Below are 18,707 nucleotides of genomic sequence, written 5' to 3'. Positions count from 1 at the left end.
AGACTTCACTGCGGGAGCGCGGCGAGCCGCTGCTCCGCCTGTGTGGCGGCGGCCGTCCCCGGAAACTGGGTGACGACGCGCGTGTAGAGAGCCCGGGCATCCGCGGCCTGGTTGAGCCGCATCCGGCACTCGGCGAGCCGGAGCATGCCGTCCAGCATGGCATCCCCGGCGGGATAGGTGGTCAGCAGCCGCTCGAACGTCCTGGCGGCGTCCTTGAACTCGTTGAGCCCCATCTGCCCCAGCCCGCTGAAGTACAGCGCGTTGTCCGCGCGCGGGTGGCGGGGGTTCTCCTCGGAGAAGCGGCGCAGGCGCTGCACGCCGCCCTCCACGTTGCCGGTGCGCAAGAGCGACACGGACTTCTCGTAGTCCGCCTCCAGCACGTCCGGGTCCGGCTGGTCCGCCGGGTCATCCTCGCGCGTGGTCACCATCGTCGCCCCGCCCGCGGACGCCAGGGTGGCACCGCCCGAGCCGGACTCCTGCGCGCCGTCCGGCACGTTGCTGATGAACATCTCCACCTGCTCGGACTCGGGCTCCACCACCGCCACCTGCGTGGCCAGCCTGGGCGCGGGCTCGAAGCGCGGCTTGAGCTTCACCACCGACAGCTCCGGAGTCATCGTCAGCGCGTCATCCGGCTGTTGCGCGGGCGCGGCGGCTCGCACGGACGCGGGGGTGGCCTGCTTCGTCGCGGGAGCGGAACCCTGGGTCCGCGCGCGGTCGACGGCGGCATGGGCCTCCAGCCGCTCCAGCCGGTCGACGAGGCGGGACTGCGACTCGCGCAGCGCGCGAAGCTCCGCCTGCAGGGCCCCGACCTCCGCCTGGGAAGCGGAAGTGGTGGCACAGGCACACAGCGCGCACAGGGGCGCTGCGGCGAGCAAGCGGAAGATGGAGGAGCGCTCGGGCACGGGCCTCGACGGATGAAAGTCCCTTGCGAGGATAGGAAGGCACGTCGGAGAGCGTCAAGAAAACGGCCGGCGCTCCCCTTCTAGAACCGGTTTACCACCAGGTTGAGGTGCCGTCCGGTCCGCCCCGCATCCCGCCGGTGGGAGAAGAACCGCGAGGGCTCACACGCGGTACAGACCTGTAGCACGTCCACATGGGCCGCCCGCAGCCCCGCGCCCAGCAACGTCAGCCGCACCGCGCGTGACAGGTCCAACCGGATGCGGCCGCCCTCCTCCACCACGACTTCCGAGCCGAAGCGCGCCGTGAAGCGCTGTCCCAGCTCCGGGGAGACCTCGTAGCAGCAGCGCTGAATCGCCGGCCCCACCGCCGCGAGCAGCCGCTCCGGCCGGGCGCCTTGGGCCACCAGCGCCTCCACGGCGCGTGCGCTGATGTCCGCGTCCGTGCCCTTCCACCCCGAGTGCACCGCGGCCACACGCCGTCCGTCCGGGTCCACCAGCAACACCGGGACGCAGTCCGCCGTGCCCACCGCCACCCACGTCCCGGGCACGCCGGTCCACAGCGCGTCCGCCTCCCCCTCGGGAGGCCGCAGCGTGTCGCCGCCCTCCTCCGCCACCAGAGCCTCCTCCACTCGAGCCTCCAGCACCCGGTCTCCATGCACCTGGGACACGCGAGACAGGCAGCCCAGCGGAGCCCCGGCCGCCATGGCGAGCCTGCGGAGGTTCTCCTCCACCTTCGCCCGGTCATCTCCCGTGGAGAAGCCGAGGTTGAGCGAGGCGAAGGGCCCCTCCGACACACCGCCCGCGCGCGTCGCGAAGCCGTGGGGAACGGGGAGCAGCGAGGACGTGAGCAGCTCGGTCGCCATGAGGAGGTCCTTCATATCCGCCACGCCCGGCGCGACGCACGCGGACGTCCACCTGCGTCAGCTGGATGCGCCAACGGAATGATAAAATTCCCGTGCAAGTACGTTTGACAGTCCGCGTCAGCCCATTGACAATTCCTCTGACTCTTCGTGAAACGGGTTGAATCCTTTCGAACGAAGTGACGCGAACACGCGAATGCCCCTGGGTCCCGACACCGTAGGCCGCAAGCTCCTCTGGAGCATCGCTCTGCCTGGGTTGGTGGTGACGTTGCTGGGCGTGGGCCACTTCTGGCGCGAGGCGCGGGTGGCGGTGCAGGACGCCACGCAGGTGGAATCGCTCGCACTCGCGGAGTTCGTCGCCTCGACGTTCCTGTTGCCGCAGGGGCCCGGTGCCCCCGCGCACGGCGCCGTGACGGAGGTGCTCCACTCGGACACGCGGTTGTTCCGCTCGGTGGCGGACGTGCGCGTGCTGACGCCGGATGGACGGGTGCGCTGGTCCCGCGCGCCCTCCGAGATTGGCACCGTGCACCCGGAGGCCTCGCGCCTCACCCGCCCCGGTCCTGAGACGGCGCGCTCCGCGGACGGTGTGACGGAGGTGGTGCGGCCCCTGGGCGGTCCGGAGTGCGGGAGCTGTCACTCGCGCGGAGAGGTCCCCGGCGCCAGCGTCCTGCAGATGCGGATGACGGAGCCCGCGCTGCACCAGCAGCTGAGGCAGGTGTTCGGTGGCGCGCTGGGGTCCATGGCGGTGTTCGCCGTCATCCTCGCGCTCGTCATCGCGCTGTCCTTGCACTTCAACCTCACGCGTCCGCTGCGCCGGCTGAGCGCGGCCATGGGGCGCGCGGAGGCTGGAGACCTCCTGGTGCGCGCGGACGTGCGCGGCACGGATGAAATCGCGCGCCTGGGGGCGGCCTTCAACCAGATGCTGGCGCGGCTCACCGCCATGAAGGCGGAGGAGATCGACACCCATCGGGATTTGGAGCTGGTGAAGGAGAAGCTCACGCTCAAGGACGAGCTGGAAGAGCGCCTTCGCGAGCTGTCGCTGCTGTTCGACGTGACGCGCTCCCTCAACTCCACGCTGGAGCTGGACGAGCTGCTGGAGGGTGTCACCCGGCTGGTGGTGGAGCGGCTCCAGATTCCGGAGTTCTCCATCATGCTCGTCAGCGCGGAGGGCACGCTGGAGGTGCGCCAGGCCTGGCCGGAGGGACGTGGCTCGGAGGGCCTCGTCTTCTCGGTGGGCGAAGGCGCCTGCGGCCGGGCGGCTCAGACGCACAAGGCGGTGTACCTGCCGGACGTCGGGGACCCCACCAGCATCTTCGCGCGCCGGGGACTGGAGAAGAACGCGCTCGTCACGGGCGCGCTGCTCGCGGTGCCCATGGTGCACGCGGGCACGCTGATGGGCGTGGTGAACTTCCAGCGTCCGCTCATCGCCAGCTTCTCGGCGGGGGAAATCGAGCTGCTCACCGCCGTGGCGGACATCGCGGCGGCGGCGGTGAAGAACGCGCGGCTGCACGCGGAGACGGTGAAGCTCACCATGACGGACCCGCTGACGGGGGTGCCCAACCGCCGTCACCTCTTCCAGCGCATGGAGCTGGAGCTGGCGCGCGCGCAGCGCTTCGGCACGCCGCTGGGGCTGCTCATGGTGGACGTGGACCACTTCAAGCGCCTCAATGACCTGGCCGGCCACCGGGCGGGTGACGAGACGCTCCGCCGCGTCTGCGACATCCTCCGCACGCGCGTGCGCAAGGTGGACACGCTCGCGCGCTACGGCGGCGAGGAGTTCGTGCTCCTCCTGCCCCACACCAGCAAGCAGGACGCGGTGGAGGTGGCGGAGAAGCTGCGCCGCGCGGTGGCGGAGACCGTCGTGCTCTCGCAGCCGGGCCTCCCGGGCGGCCACGTCACCGTGTCCGTGGGCGTGTCCCACTTCCCCACCGACGCCAACACGCAGGAGGGGCTCGTCGACAGCGCGGACGCGGCCCTCTATTGCAGCAAGCGCACGGGCCGCAACCGCACCACGCCGTTCGAGCTGGGGATGGAGATCCACCCCGGCCGTGAGCGCGGGCCGCACACGCCTCCCGCCGAGGCCACGGGCCCCGTCCCTCCGGGCGGCGTGGCCAAGGCATAGGTCAACGCGCGCGGCTCAGCGGGACACGAGCGTGCGCACCGTGGGCAGCATCAGGTCCGCCCACTCCTCGTAGCCTTCGTCGGACGGGTGGAAGCCGTCGCCCGAGAAGAAGTGCCGCGCGCGGGGAAATATCTCCTGGCTCGCGGTGAACAGGTCCACCAGATGCAGTCCCTCCTTGCGCGCCACCTGGGCGATGGCGGCGTTGAAGGGCTCGATGCGGCCTTCGTAGAGGGCGCTGGGCACCAGCTTCGCGACAGGCGCCAGGGCCATGTCCGCGATGTTCACCAGCACCAGCGGAGCGCCCGTCTGCTTCAGCCGGCGGGCGATGCGCTCCAGGTCCTCCTGGAAGTCCTCCACCGCCGTGCCGCGCCAGATGTCGTTGGTCCCCACGCCCAGCGTCACCAGCGTGGGGTGCGCGGCCACCGCGGCCTTCACCTGCCCGGTGAAGACGTCGCGGATGCGCGCCCCGCTGACGCCCAGGTTGGTGAAGCCCAGGGAGAGCCCGTCCTTGCGCAGCCGTGAGGCGAGGCGCTCGGGGTAGCCGCCGCCGCGATTCGCGCCCACGCCCACGGCGGTGCTGTCTCCGAGCGCGACGTAGTTGACGCTCATGTCCGTCGCTCCACTACGGCATGCGCAGCGCGCGCAGCAGTCGGCCGCCTCCCGGAGAGGCCACGCGCAGGAGCAGCGTGCTGCCCGCGGGCGCGGCGCGAATCGCCTTGGCCAGGTCGTCCGCGTTGTTCACCGGCTTGCGGTTGGCTTCCACGACGAGCATGCCCGGCTCGAGCTGCGCGCGGTCCGCCGGAGAGCCCGGAATCACGTCGGTGATGAGGGCGCCCTGACGCTCGTTGAAGCCCGCCTGCTGCGCGGTGCGCGCATCGAGGTTCTGGAGGCTGACGCCCACGCGGCGCGAGCTCTCCTGCGAGTCGTCCCCCTGCTGCTTGCGCGCGGCCACGCCTTCCAGGTCGGGACGGGTGCCGAGCATCACCTTCACGTCCTGCTTCTTGCCCTCGCGGAACACCGTCAGCGTGGAGGTGCTGCCCGGACGCTTGAGCGCCACGGTGCGCGTGAGCTGGCCGCTGGACGTCACCGTCTGCCCGTCGATGGCGGTGACGACGTCGTCCGACTTCAGGCCCGCCTTCGCCGCCGGAGAGCCCGGGTTCACCTGCGTGAGGATGGCGCCCTCCGTCACCGGCAGCTTGAGCGCGCTCGACAAGTCGCGCGTCAGGTCCTGGATGCCCACGCCCAGCCACGCGCGCGTGACGGAGCCGTCCTTCTCGAGCTGCGGCACCAGCGCCTTCACCAGGTTGCTGGGCACCGCGAAGCCGATGCCCGTGCCACCGCCGACGATGGCGGTGTTGATGCCGACCACTTCGCCTCGCATGTTGAACAGCGGTCCGCCGGAGTTGCCCGGGTTGATGGCCGCGTCCGTCTGGAGGAACTCGTCGTACGGCCCCGCGCCGATGTCGCGCGCTCGCGCGGAGACGATGCCCAGGCTGACGCTGGACGCGAGCCCGAAGGGATTGCCGATGGCGACGACCCAGTCCCCCACGCGCAGTCCGTCGGAGTCGCCCAGCTTCACCGTGGGCAGGCCCTCCACCTTGTCCTTGATCTTCACCACCGCGACGTCGGTGAGAGGGTCTCTGCCCACCACCGAGGCGGAGAACGAGCGTCCGTCATCCAGGCGCACGGTGATGGAGACGGCGTCCTCCACCACGTGGTTGTTGGTGAGGACGATGCCCGTCGGCTCGATGATGAAGCCGGAGCCCGCGCCCTGGCGGAGCTGCTCGCGCCCTCCCCTGCCCCCCGCGCCGCCGCCGAAGAAGCGGTCGAAGAGCGGGTTGTCCTCCATGCCCCTCGCGCCTCCACCGCCGCGCGCCTGCACGTCCACGTTGACGACGGCCGACTTCACCGAGTCCACCAGCGGCGCCAGCGAGGGAAGCGCCTGCGCCTCGCGCGTGGCCGGTTGGAGGTTGCCGGGCTGGCCCTGCGCGGGAGCGGGCGCCGGAGCCTGTGCCCACGAAGCCGACGGGACGGCGAGGAGCAGCGCGGCGGCCAGGGCGCTCCGGAACGCGACGGAAGAACGGTTCATATGCTCCCCAAGCTAAAGCCGAAATGCGGTCCGGCAAGCGAAACGGCCGATGGTCATCCAGCGTAACAATCAGGCCCGCCACCCACGGGCCCCGGTGCTCATCCCAGTCGATAGAGGCGGTAATCGAGCTCCGGGAAGAGGTTGTCGCGCCCCTCCAGCTGAGCAAGCCAGCCCTCGTCGATGGTGCCCGCCCGCAGCTCGTCGTGCAGCCGGAGGAAGTGCTGGACGTGCTCCTGGGTGCGCCGCTTCGCGTACTCCACCATGGTGCCCGTCTTCAGGATGAAGGCCCAGTCGGAGCTCTGCGCGAGCATCAGCTCCCGCGCGGCCTGGTTGAGCGCGCGACGCTGGAGCGCCGGAGCGTCTGGAAAGTCACGCGCGAGCTCCACCATCTTCCGCGCGCAGTGAGTCAGGTGGCGGTAGACCCAGTCATTGGTGCCATCCAGCCACATGTGGGCGTAGCCGCCCGCGCCCCACGAGGACATCGGCGGCGTGGCCACCTGATTCTCTGGGTTCTCTCGCAGGTCATCCAACGGCGTCACCAGGTCGAAGGTGGACTGCTCGCTCGCCGCCTTGCGGATGAAGGCCTCCAGGAACCACGGCCCCTCGAACCACCAGTGGCCGAACAGCTCCGCGTCATAGGGCGAGACGACCACGGGCTTGCGACCACCGAGGCGCGAGGCCAGGTGCTCTATCTGCCGCTGCCGGTTGAAGAGGAAGTTGCCGGCGTGCACGGCGGCGCGCTCTCGCGCCAGCGCGGGGTCATAGGGGCGCTTGTCGTTCGTCTTCCCGGTGATGCGGTAGTACTTGAAGCCGGTGTTCTTCCTGTCTCCCGTCGGCTGGATGAAGGGCCGGATGTAGTCCAGGTCCAGGTCCCAGCCGATGTCCCGATAGAACTCGCGGTAGTCCGGGTCGCCGGGATAGCCGTACTCGGAGCTCCAGACCTGCTGGCTGCTCTCGGGGTCTCTGGCGAAGGCGGCGACACCGGCCTCGGTGAAGATGGGCGCATAGGGGCCGTGCAGGGGACGCGGAACGGCGTCCGTCAGGCCATGCGTGTCCACGAAGAAGTAGCGGATGCGCTCGGCGGCGAGGATTCGCTCCAGGCCCGGGTAGTAGCCGCACTCGGCCAGCCAGATGCCGGCCGGGTCTCTTCCGAAGTGCTGACGGTAGTGGTTGGCGGCCACCATCACCTGGGCGCGCACGGCCTCCGGCACCTGCTGCATGAGGGGCAGGAACCCATGCGTCGCATTGCACGTGAGGATGTCCAGATGGCCCGCGTCCTGGAGGCGTCGGAACGCGGCGACGAGGTCCCCTCGGTAGCGGTCGTGGAAGGCGCGGCGCAGCGTCTCGAAGTGGTCCCGGTAGAAGCGAGCCAGGGGGCCGAAGGTCGCATCGGTCCGGGTGCGGTGGACCTCGCGCGCGCCCAGCTCGCACAGCTGCTCCAGCTTCCGTGCGTAGCGCGTCATCAGCAGCTCGTCGCGCAGCATGGTGACGAGCGTGGGCGACAGCGTCATCGCCAGGCGGAACGGGACGCCGTCCTCCGCCAGGGAGTCGAAGGCGAGGAGCAGCGGGAGGTACGTCTCGGAGATGGCCTCGTAGAGCCAGTCTTCCTCGAGGAAGTCCTCGTGCTCGGGGTGTCGGACGAACGGGAGGTGCGCGTGAAGGACGAGTGAGAGGGAGCCCAGGCTCATGGTTTGGAGAGGTGTCCTTGCGGGTTCACGAGCGGCCCCCGCCCGAGGGCGGCTTCCGGTACGAGTCCTGGTCCGAGCTGCCTGTCACCTGCTTCACCGGCTCTGGAATCAAGCCTCCCGCCAGGTCCGAGTAGCGCCGGTCCGAGGCTCCAGGAGCACGCGGCGGCGACTCGAAGTAGCGCTGGTCCGAGGCACCGGGTGCACGCGCGGGGGCCTCGAAGTAGTGCAGCTCCGGGGAGCCCGTGGGGCGAGGAGGCGCCGCGAGGCCAGCTGCGTCCGTGGGTCCGGCGGACCTGGGAGGAGGCTCGGCGTAGCGCATGTCCGACGCGCCCGGCGCGCGAGCGATGTCCAGGTACTGGTACGGAGGACGGGCGTCCTTGCCCGAGGTCTGTGTCGCGCCTTCCTGGTAGCGCTGTTCAGAGGAGCCCGGAGCGCGCACCTGCCCGAGCTCCAGGTATTCGAACGCGCGCGGCGACGAGACGGGAAGCACCGGGCCTTCGCCGTACCGCATGTCCGAGGCACCTGGCGCGCGCCCTTGTGCATCCAGGTAGCGATGCGAGGCGACGTAGCGCTGGTCCGAGGCGCCTGGTGCGCGCTCGACGCCTTGCAGATAGGTGCCGGAGTCCACCTGGGAGCCGGGTCCCTCGGGAGAGGGAGGAACACCGGGCCCGACGCCTTCGCGGTGGACCACGGGGATGTCCTTCACTCCCGCGCTCCCGGGCAGGTTGACCCGGTGCCACGTGATGTATTCGCGCTCGTGATTCTCCGGCGCCAACGTGGGGACTGGCACCGCGGCGGGGGCCTCGGGCTCCACCGGGACGGGCCGACGCAGGAAGCGCACGGAGGTGTCCGTCGATACGCCCGTGGGAGGGAGCGCCACGCGATTGCTGGAGGGGCCGATGCGATGCGCCTTGCCATCGCGGCCGACGAAATGGGCCTCGACCCGGTAGGGGCGGCCCGCTGGAAGCCCATGGATGTAGTAACCGCGTGACTCCAGTGCGCAGTCCATCTCGCGCACGAGGGAGTCCCCATCGAAGACGCGCAGGACGGCGCGAGGCTCCTCCAGTCCCTTCATCGCGCGAGACCGCGTGGCGGGGCTGAAATCCCAGAGGGCGAAGAGGGTGTGCGGGTCGCGCGGGAGCAGCAACGCGGTGTCGTCGTGGTACTCGCGGGGAAGCGGCTCTTGTGCTTCAGGCTCCGCCGCGGCGAAGGGGGGTGGCTCCGGAGTGGGCTCGGGAGGCTGCTGGAGGTGATGGCGACGGGCCTCTGCCTCGCCTCGGACGCGCGCGACGAAGAAGCCCTCGATGAGCGGCTCCGCGGGGTGCTGTTCGATGGGCTCCACTGACGGCGGAGCCTCGGTGCTGGAGGAAGACGGGCTGGAGGGCCGCGCCGCGTCATGGCTGGCACCGGACACGGCTTCGGGCTCGGTCGACGTCACGGTGTCACGCGAACCACGAGGCTTGGGTGGGAAGTTCACGATGTGGGCCGGGCGTGCGGAAGGTGGACTGTCGGACTTCTCTGAGGCGCGCTTGGCCGCCACGCGGTTGGGTGCGGAGACACGTCCCTGCTCGGACATCTCGGTGGCCGCCTTCCGTGGAGTCTTTGCACGCGGCGTGTCCGTGGCGAGTGGGTCCGAGGGCGTTCTCGCATCGACGAGGGGTGCAACAGGTGGCGCTTCGAACTTCCCAGGGAGCTTGCCCAGCGCCTTGGCCGCCGCCGCCGCGACCTTCGCGGGGAGCTTGCCCAGAATCCTCGACGCCATCGCCGCGACCTTCGCCGAAGTCGTGCCCGAGGCCTTCTCCTTGGATGTCACCGCCGCGACCTTCGCCGGAGACGTGTCCGGGGCCTTCTCCGCGGATGCCACCTCCGCGACCTTCGCCGGGGGCTTGCTCGGAGCCTTCCTCTTGGATGCCACCGCCGCGACCTTCTCCTTGGATGACGTGGCCGGAACTTTCACCGCAGCCTGTGCCTTCGCCTGGGCGGGCGTCGTCCCGGACTTCGCCGCGCCCTTCGCCTTGGCGGCCGCCGCCTTTCCCTTCACCGAGGGCTCGGCCTTGGCCTTCTTGGAAGTCCCCGTTGGGACCTTCACCGAGGGAGTGGCCTTGGGCGCGCTCCGAGTCTCCTGCTTGGACCTGGCGGAGGGCGTCACGGCCTTGGCGGGTCCGGACGCGGACCTCTTCGCGGCGGGGCTTTTGCGAGGAAGCTCGATGCCGACCAACCGGGCGAGCCTGGCGAGCGAGGGCACGAACCCGGCCAGGGCGGCAATCAACTCTTCCTTATTGAGCTTGCTGTATCCGCTCCCCAGGTGCTTCCGGGCCAGCTCCCTCAGGGAGCCGACGGTGACGCTCTTGAGGTCGTCCATGGGCAAGGTCGCCTTTAGGTCGCCGGCCGTGGTGGGTCAACGTGCCAGCATTGCTTGTGTTCGTCGCCCGACCCCCTCCCCACCACCTCACCCGATGACACCCAGGATGCACCTGGGTATTCTGCCCCCGCTTTGAGCGACCTGCCCAGACTGCTCCTGTGCAGCTTCGACGTCATCCCCGGCCCTTCCGGCTCGTCACGTCGTTTGACCGAGTACCTCAAGGCGTTACCGGATCGCTTCTCCGTGGTGGTGCTGTCGGCGAAGACGCCCGACCACTCCCATATCGAGAAGTACCAGGGTGCTCGGCTGCTGCGCGTCCCAGTAGGCTCGGGAGACCTTGCCTCGCGAATCCAGGCGTTCGAGCGGGCCGTGCGCCGTCAGCTCGAGAGCGAGGACTACGCGCTCTGCCACTTCACGGACCCCTTCGGTGGCTATGCGCTGTGCGAGCTGAAGGGGGACTACGGCTACCGCCTCATCTATGAGGCGCAGACGTTCCCCTCGCAGGAGCTGCGCTACACGCATCCTCAGACGGAGGGCGACCGGCGCTTCCTTTCGAAGGTCCGCAGGCAGGAGCTGTTCTGCCTGATGAACGCGGACCTCATCGTCACGGGCTCCCAGACGACGCGCTCGTACATCCAGTCGCTCGGCGCGAGCGAGGAGCTCATCCGGGTCGTCCGCGCGCCGGTGGACCTGGCGCCCTACGTCCCCGACGCGCTGGGTGCGCCGGATGGCGAGCCCCTGCGGTTGATGTACCTGGGCAGCCACGTGGGCTGGCAGGGCCTGCCGACGCTGCTGCGTGCGGTCGCGCTGGCGGCACAGCAGGTCGAGGTGCGCCTCACCCTGGTGGGGGCGCAGCACCCGGACTGGCAGCCCCATCTGGACGAGCTCGTGAAGGAGCTGGGGCTGAAGGACCGGGTGGAGTTCCAGCCGCCCGTGCACCATGACGACGTGGCCAAGGTGCTCGCGCTCGCGGACGTGGGCGTGCTCGCGCTCGACGATGTGGAGCGCAACCGGCTCCAGGGGGGTCCCCTGGCGAAGGTGTCCGAGTACTGCGCCGCGGGCCGCCCCGTCATCGCCGCCGACCTCCCTGTCTGCCGGGAGCTGATTCCGCAAGACACCGCCCTCTTCTTCCCGGCGGGTGACAGCCGGGCCATGGCCGACCGCATCATCGAGCTGGCGCGTGACATTCCGCGTCGCGTCGAGATGGGCAATCGGGCCCGTGAGCATGCCGAGGCCGCGCTCGATGCCGGCGTCATCCGAGGTCAGCTGCTGGACCTCTACGACTCGCTGCTGGAGAAGCGCACGGGTCCGGTGACGAGCACGAGCGAGGATGATCTCCCCGCGGCGACGATGGTGACGGGGACGCCGACCAGCCGGCTCGCGACGCTGCTGCCTCCGGACAGCGGACGGGTGAGGATTCCCCAGCCGGAGAAACGGGAGCCCGTCGCGCAGAACACCGAGCCGCCGTCGGACGACGCCCCCAGCGACGAGCCGCCCGTGGTGATGGGGATGGTGCTGGAGGATGGGTTCGATACGCGGCTCATCAAGACGGAGCCGGACGCACGTCCCATCGAACCGCCCGTCGTGATGGGCCTGCCTCTGCGCGAGCGAGCAGCCCTGCCCACCGTGACGACGTCGAGCACGGAGTCCTCCGCGTCGAATGGAGCAGCGACGCCCTCGACTTCCGAGCCGACGCCGCTCGTCAACACGGCGATGACCTCGGACCCGACGCCTGTCACGCCCACCCGCGCGGTGTCGTCCGAGGTGGAGGGATCCGACGAGAAGCCTTCCGCGGATCCGGTGGAGGCCCGCGAGGAGCAGCGCCCACAGGACGAGGCGTCCAGCAAGTCCGCGACACCGCTTCTGGAAGATGCGCCCCCTGGCCCGACGCCGGTGGAGCCTCAATCCTCGAAGTCCTCTGACGAATCTCGGGTGCGTGCTGAGTCAAGCTCGCCTTCGGAGGAGAGCGAACGCACAGGGGAATCGCCGTCGCCCACGCCTGTCGTGCGCGCACCGGCAGCGCTGGGAGTCGATGAGGCTCCTTCGTCTACGTCAGTCGAAAGGGCCCCCGCGCCGCTTCCGATCGAAGAGCCGCCTTCGCCGACGCCCATTGTCCGGGCACCCGCGCCGCTTCCTCGCGAAGAGCCGTTCTCGCCCACGCCCATCGTCCGGGCACCTGCGCCGCTTCCTCGTGAAGAGACTCCTTCGCCGACGCCCATCGTCCGGGCGCCCGCGCCGCTTCCTCGTGAAGAGCCGTTCCCGCCCACGCCCATTGTTCGGACACCGGCGTCGCCTCCTCGTGAAGAGCCGTTCTCGCCCACGCCCATCGTCCGGTCGCCTGCGCCGCTTCCGTTCGACGAGCCTCCTTCGCCGACGCCCATTGTTCGAGCACCCGCGCCGCTTCAGCGGGACGAGCCGCCTTCACCTACGCCCATCGTCCGCAGCCCAATCGCGGCGAGGCACGAAGACGAGGCGCCCGCGCCGACGCCGATCATCCCGGCGCGCTCCGTGCTCGCCAGTCGCAACACCGCTTCGCGAGTCGAGACGCCGTCCCGTCGGCTGTCGTCCCTCACCACGCCGACGAAGGGGACACAGTCCCTCGATTCAGAACGAGGCACGGATCGCCCGTCGGGACGCACTCAATCGGTCTCCGACGCTGACCGCTCCACGGGGCGCGCGGGTTCCTCTACCGACTCAGAGCGTCCGTCAGTTCGCGGCGCGCCAGTCCCCGAACCCGAACGCCCCTCGGCCCGCACGAGTTCCTCTACCGATTCAGAGCGTCCGTCAGTGCGCGGCACTCCGGTCCCCGAGCCGGAACGCCCTTCGACTCGCACGAGTTCCTCTACCGATTCAGAGCGTCCGTCAGTGCGCGGCACTCCGGTCCCCGAGCCGGAACGTCCCTCGACGCGCACGGGTTCACACGTCGATTCGGAGCGCCCCTCGACGCGCGGCACGCCCGTTCCCGAACCCGAGCGTCCCTCGGGTCGGACGTCTTCCGTGGTCGACCCGGAGCGCGCTTCGGCTCACACGAGCACGACCACCGACCCCGAGCGCCCGTCGGGCCGCACCGCCGTCCCCGAGCTTCCCCCGCGAGCCACCGACCCCGAGCGCCGCACGCCACGCCCCTCGGGAGTCGTCGAGCCCGAACGTCCGCGAGGGACCTCGGACACGGATCGGCTCCCTCCTCTGGTTCGCCCCACCCCGCCCACCGAGCCCGGCCGCGCCGCCTCGGCCCGTGGAAGCGCCTCCGACCCGGAGCGTCCGCCTCCCGTCCTGACCCCCGGCCCCGTCCTCACCGGCACGGAGCGTCCGGCCCTCGGAGACCACCCGCAGGACACGGAGCGCGGCTCACAGCTGCTCCGCTCTGGCGGCTCGAACGAGGCTGATCGCCCGCCAGCACTGCCCCCTCGCGCCAGCGCTCCGCCTCCCGTCCCCCCTCGCCAGCGTCCACCTCGGCTGATGTCCGTGGACGGACCGCCCCGGCTGGAACCCATTGAAGGCGCCGCCGCCCGCCCCTCCCTGAAATCCTCCGACCCCGAGGACGAGCCCGAGGAGATCTCCGAGGACGAGGCCCAGGCCATTGAGGACGGTGATGAGGGAGGCCCCACTCCGTCCCACTCCCGCCCACACCTCGATGATCACGAGCCCGACGAAATCAGCAGCGACGAGGTCGAGGAGGCCGAGGTCTCCGTCAGCAGCGCCGCCCAGCTGATCGAAGACGAGGACGACCTCCAGGAGGCCGAGCCCGACGAGGCCCTCCCCGAGGAGACGCCCGAAGAAGACGGCCCCGCCCCCGAGCCGCTCTCCTCGACGCTCAACCCCTGGTTCGCCCAGCTCGCCCACGGGTACTGTCCACCCGAAGGCACTCGGTTCGCCCGTCACACGCCCCCCACCACCTTCCCAGGGCGGGATGACGACACGGATCCGTCCAGGTTGCCCCCCGCGCCCCGTGCACAAGGCACCGTTCGCGGCAAGGGCTCGTGAAGCAGCCAACCGAGCGCCCTCCGGAAACTTTCCAAGCCTTGGGCCCGGCCAGTAGGATGTGGCGGTTTTCACTGCACTTTTTGCGGGTGGAAGGGCTTCATGGAGCGCCGCGTCCTCATCGTTGAAAGCCAAAACGACTTCGCCCTCAGCATGGCGACCGTGCTCAAGAGCGCGGGTTACCAGACCGCCATGGCGGCGACTGCCACGGATGCGCAGCGCGAGCTGGAGAAACGCCGGCCGGATCTCGTCGTCCTCCGAGCCGAGCTGCCAGATCAATCCGGGTTCACGCTGTGCGGGCAGATCAAGAAGGGCAAGTGGGGCCAGAACCTCAAGGTCCTGCTCTTGTCCTCCGACACGGGAGTGGAAGGCCTGACGCAGCACCGGCAGACGCCGGGAGCCGCGGACGGCTACCTCGTCATCCCCTTCGAGATGGGAGAGCTCGCCTCGCTGAGCACGGGCATCGTCCCACCGGGTACGGAGGAATCCGACGCCGACCTCGACGCCGCCCTCTCCGGCAATCCGCGCGAGGCCCCGCCTCCCATGCCGGCCATCCGCACCAGCCCCGGCGGCCCGCCCAAGCTCCCCAAGCGCGAACGACGCAGCGCGATGACGGAAGAGGACCGCGCGTTCCTCGACCGCGCGTTCCAGTCCATCGCCGACCGCAAGGCGGAGCTGCTCGCGGAGTCGCGACAGCTCAAGCGCCCGCCTCCTCGCCGTGAGCTGATGGGCACGCCGGAGGGGAAGATCCAGATCCTCCGCGACGAGCTGAAGACGCGCGAGGCCCAGCTCGCCCGCCTCTCCGAAATCTGGAGCGTGCGCGAGCGCGAGCTCCTGTCCGGCGAGGACCGGCTCCACGAGAAGGACGTGGAGCTGCAAGGCCTCAAGATGCAGGTGGACGACCTGCTGCGCCGCTTCAATGAAGCGCAGCAAGCCATGCTCCAGAAGGAACGCGAGCACGGCGCCACCGTCGACGACCTGCTGCTGCAGAAGTTCTCCTCGGAGAAGGACCTCATCGAGGTCGTCGCCTCCAAGGAGAAGGACATCAACGTGCTCCGCAAGGAGGTCCACAACCGCGAGGACGAAATCGCGCGGCGTGGCACCGACCTGGAGCACCTGCGAGCCGAGTACGACAAGCTCGAGAAGCTCCACAACGTCGTCACGCTGGAGTTCGAGGTCAAGGAGCAGAAGCTCCAGGACACCGTCCGCGCGAACGAGGCGGAGATCGCCCAGTTGGGCAAGCGCGGCGACGACTTCGAGTCGGAGCTGGGCCGTACCGTCAGCGAGCGGGATCAGCGCTACGCCGAGCTGGACGGAGAGATTCAGGCCCTCCAGGAGCGGCTGCAGCAGACGGAGCAGGAGCGCGACAGCACCGTCCGCGGCCTGGAGACCCGTGCCGCCGCCGCCGAGGAGCACGGCGCCCGGGGCGACGCGGAGATCATCCGGCTGAACGCGGAGCGCGACTCGCTGGAGGCGCGACTCAGCCAGCAGGTGGCGGACCTGGAGGCCGACCTCGCGCGCACCACGAGCGAGCGCGAGCAGCTCCGGATGGACAAGGACGCGCTGGAGACGGAGCTCAATCAGCGCGTCGATGACCGCGACGCGAAGATCTCCTCCCTGGACCGCGAGCTGGCGGAGGCCATCGAGCGCAATGAGCGCACCGAGGCGGACCTCAACTCCAGCATCCAGCAGCAGCTGGAGCGCATCGGCGAGCTGGAGGGCGAGGTCGAAGCCATCAAGGCGCACCTGGCCGACCGCGAAGCCGAGCTGTCCGGCGAACTCCAGGCGCTCACCGACGCGAAGAACGCGCTGGAAGAGGACCTCACCGGCCGTCTCGAGGCGCTTCAAATCGCCAAGGACGCGCTGGAGGAGGACCTCACCCGGCAGCTCGAGGACGTGCGCGCGGCGAAGGCCGAGCAGGAGGCCGACCTCACCGGCCAGATTCAGGCCCTTACCTCTCAGTTGGAGGAGTCGCAGCGCATCGGCGAGCAGCTCCAGGCTCGCGTGGCGTCGCTGGAGGACACCGTCGCCCAGCGCGAGTCCACCATCGAGGGACTCCAGGGCGACGTCGCGGCGAGGGACCAGCGCATCTCCGAGCTGACGGGAGACCTGGAAGCCACCAGCCAGACGCTCTCGCAGACGCAGGACACGCTGGCCCGCACCGAGCAGCAGCTCGCGGACACGCAGAACACCCTGTCGAGCACGGAGCAGTCGCTCTCCGAGACGCGGGGCGAGCTGGAGGCCACCAGCCAGTCGCTGAGCGAGACGCAGACGCGGCTGGTCCAGACGGAAGAGGCACTGTCGACGACGCGCGGCGAGCTGGAGGCCACCGGCCAGACGCTGGCGCAGACGCAGGACACGCTGTCGCGCACCGAGCAGCAGCTCGCGGACACGCAAGGCACGCTGGCCCAGACCGAGGGCACGCTGGCCGAGACGCGCGGCGAGCTGGAGGCCACCAGCCAGACGCTCACCCAGACGCAGAACACGCTGGAGGAGACGCGCGACGCGCTGGGCACCACCACCGCGCAGCGCGACGGCCTCAAGGTCGAGCTGGACGAGACGCACGAGGCACTGCAGACGACGCAGGCCGCGCTGGCCAGGACGACGGGCGAGCGGGATCAGCGCATCGCCGAGCTGCAGGCCCTGGGCGAGGCCAAGGACTCCCTGGAGCAGCTGCTCACCGGCCAGATTGGAAACCTGCGCGGAGAGCTCGCGGAGACGCTGGGCAGCTACGAGGCGGAGCGGGCCGCGCACGAGAAGCTCGCCGCCGAGACGAGCGCGACGATTGAAGCGCTCACGGGTGAGCGCGACGGGCTGCGCTCGGAGCTGGAGGCCACCAGCCAGTCGCTGGAGCAGGTGCAGGGGCAGCTCGCCGCGACGAGCGACGCCCTGTCGCGCGAGCAGCAGGCCCACTCCACCAGCCGTCAGCAGGCCGCCAGCACCCAGGCCGCGCTGGAGGCGGACCTCAACGACACGCGCAACCAGGTGGAGGAGCTGGGCGAACAGCTCACCATCACCAAGCACGAGCTGGGCGCCCGGGTGGCGGAAGTCACCCAGCTGTCCTCGCAGCTCGCGCAGGTGGAGGACACGCGGGCGAACCTCAAGGAGCGGCTGGACGCGCTCACCGAGGAGTCCCAGCGCCGCGAGGAGCTGCTCCAGAACGACCTGGCCACCAAGGGCAAGGAGCTGTCGGACACGCTGCGCAAGCTCACCCAGGTGACGCAGGAGAAGATGCGTCAGGCCGAGGTGCTCAACCGCGAGGTCGCCACCCGCACCGAGCAGCTCAAGGCGATGGAGACCAAGCTCCAGACCCAGGCCGCCGACGCCAAGCGCCACGCGGACGGACTCGGCCAGCAGATGGCCGGGCTCAACAACCAGTTCGAGCTGGCGAAGAAGACGCTCGGCGAGCGCGAGGAGCAGCTGCGCGCGGCGGGTGTCCAGCACCAGAAGCTGACGCAGGAGCGCGACGGCGTCGCAGGGCAGCTCCAGCAGTCCGAGGCCCGCCTCCAGCAGCAGGCCCAGCAGGCCCAGCAGGAGCGCGCCGAGGCGAAGCGCGCCTCCGACGAGCTGGCGGCGAAGCTGGCCAAGGCCGAGCAGCGCGTCGCGCAGCTCACGCAGGAGGCCCAGGCGAAGGCCGCCGACGCCGACGCGAAGGCCAAGGACATGCAGGCCCAGCTCGCCACCCGCGCCAAGAAGGCGCAGGACCTGGAGCTGGCGCTGGAGAACGCCCAGGGCGCCAAGGCCCGCGCGGAGAAGGACCTGGCCGCGAAGGTCGCCGCCGCCGAGGGCAAGGCCAACGAGGCCGCCGCCCGACTGGCCACCGCCCAGAAGGAGCGCAAGGACCTGGAGGCGCGGCAGCTGCGCGAAATCGAGGAGCTGGGCGCCAAGCAGAAGGCGGAGCTGGAGCGCCGCGAGGCCATCAAGACGCAGGAAGTCACGCGTCTGCAGCAGTCCGTGCAGGAGAAGAGCAAGGCGCTCAAGGTCGCGGAGCTGGAGCTGGCCCGCTTCAAGAGCAAGTCACCCGCCACGCCCGCCCCGGTGGCCGCCAAGGCCGCCAAGGCCGCTCCGGCCCCTGAAGACGACGAGCTCGCGACCAAGCCTCAGCTCAATCAGGTCATCCCCGCCACGGCGGCCCCTGCCCCGGCCGCTCCCGCGAAGGCCGCCAAGGCCGCCGCGAAGCCCGCCGCCGCGGCCAAGAAGGCCGCCCCCGCACCCGCTGCCCCCGCTCCGCTGGGAGGCGACGAGTCGGACCCCACCGACCGCACCATGCTCATGCAAATCCCGGTCGGCGGCGTGAAGGAAGACGACGACTGGACCGCGCTGGTGGACGAGCTGGACAAGTAGCTCGCTTCCCGGGGGCCGCCGCCACGGTGGCGGCCCTCGCCGGAAATCCCCACGTCTGCTGTCTGGAATCCCGGCACCCGCCGGAAGGCCGGCACGGGGCCGGGGTGCCTCGGGCAGCGTCGCGAGCCGGCCGGCTGCGACATCCATGCCCTACCGAGGCGGAAAACTCAGAGAGCGGCGCGAGCGTCGCGCACCAGCTCCTTGAAGTGCAGCGTGGCCAGGACGTCGCGGAGGGAAGCCTCGCGGCCGACGCTGTGCGCCTGCGACTGCGCCTCCCGCCAGCGGCTCACCAGCGTCCGCACGGCGATGTACGACAACAGCAGGGGGAAACCACCCGGCAACAGGATGATTGCCACCGCCAT

General features: G+C 70.3%; 10 protein-coding genes. 3 read left to right on the top strand and 7 right to left on the bottom strand.

Features of this window, described 5'->3' with window-relative positions; genetic code table 11:
- Positions 1–5 precede the first annotated feature (5 nt).
- Together LZ199_RS02030 and pgeF are read right to left on the bottom strand one after the other, a co-directional pair.
- Entirely contained in the window at positions 6–902 is an 897-nt protein-coding gene (locus tag LZ199_RS02030; protein ID WP_253991927.1) for a tetratricopeptide repeat protein, read from the bottom strand.
- 80 nt (positions 903–982) lie between these two features.
- On the bottom strand, positions 983–1,762 hold the full coding sequence (pgeF, locus tag LZ199_RS02025; protein ID WP_253991926.1) for a peptidoglycan editing factor PgeF: 780 nt from the start codon (positions 1,760–1,762) through the stop codon (positions 983–985).
- Positions 1,763–1,955: 193 nt separating this feature from the next.
- On the opposite strand from pgeF, the gene LZ199_RS02020 reads away from it, so the two are divergent.
- Positions 1,956–3,881 (top strand): GGDEF domain-containing protein, encoded by a 1,926-nt coding sequence (locus tag LZ199_RS02020; RefSeq protein ID WP_253991925.1) that lies wholly within the window; start codon positions 1,956–1,958, stop codon positions 3,879–3,881.
- A 15-nt stretch (positions 3,882–3,896) separates the two neighbouring features.
- Here the strand turns inward: LZ199_RS02020 and LZ199_RS02015 are convergent, their stop codons facing one another.
- From LZ199_RS02015 to LZ199_RS02000, 4 genes are all read right to left on the bottom strand, one after another.
- Positions 3,897–4,490: an SGNH/GDSL hydrolase family protein gene (locus LZ199_RS02015; protein ID WP_253991924.1), complete on the bottom strand. Its 594-nt coding sequence runs from the start codon at positions 4,488–4,490 to the stop codon at positions 3,897–3,899.
- A 13-nt stretch (positions 4,491–4,503) separates the two neighbouring features.
- A complete protein-coding gene (locus tag LZ199_RS02010) occupies positions 4,504–5,970 on the bottom strand; it encodes a trypsin-like peptidase domain-containing protein (RefSeq protein ID WP_253991923.1) in 1,467 nt (488 codons plus the stop codon).
- A gap of 98 nt (positions 5,971–6,068) precedes the next feature.
- Positions 6,069–7,658: a glycoside hydrolase family 57 protein gene (locus LZ199_RS02005; protein ID WP_253991922.1), complete on the bottom strand. Its 1,590-nt coding sequence runs from the start codon at positions 7,656–7,658 to the stop codon at positions 6,069–6,071.
- A gap of 25 nt (positions 7,659–7,683) precedes the next feature.
- Positions 7,684–10,020: a DUF4912 domain-containing protein gene (locus LZ199_RS02000; RefSeq protein ID WP_253991921.1), complete on the bottom strand. Its 2,337-nt coding sequence runs from the start codon at positions 10,018–10,020 to the stop codon at positions 7,684–7,686.
- 132 nt (positions 10,021–10,152) lie between these two features.
- Between LZ199_RS02000 and LZ199_RS46590 the strand changes: the two genes are divergently transcribed.
- Together LZ199_RS46590 and LZ199_RS01990 are read left to right on the top strand one after the other, a co-directional pair.
- Entirely contained in the window at positions 10,153–14,004 is a 3,852-nt protein-coding gene (locus LZ199_RS46590) for a glycosyltransferase (protein ID WP_323389068.1), read from the top strand.
- 99 nt (positions 14,005–14,103) lie between these two features.
- Positions 14,104–18,345: a response regulator gene (locus LZ199_RS01990; protein WP_253991920.1), complete on the top strand. Its 4,242-nt coding sequence runs from the start codon at positions 14,104–14,106 to the stop codon at positions 18,343–18,345.
- A gap of 167 nt (positions 18,346–18,512) precedes the next feature.
- On the opposite strand, the gene LZ199_RS01985 is transcribed toward LZ199_RS01990, so the two are convergent.
- Positions 18,513–18,707 (bottom strand): hypothetical protein, encoded by a 195-nt coding sequence (locus tag LZ199_RS01985; RefSeq protein ID WP_407667154.1) that lies wholly within the window; start codon positions 18,705–18,707, stop codon positions 18,513–18,515.

This window comes from Myxococcus qinghaiensis (genome assembly GCF_024198215.1).
GTDB classification, from domain to species: domain Bacteria; phylum Myxococcota; class Myxococcia; order Myxococcales; family Myxococcaceae; genus Myxococcus; species Myxococcus qinghaiensis.
This window is presented reverse-complemented; position numbering and strand designations above follow the sequence as displayed.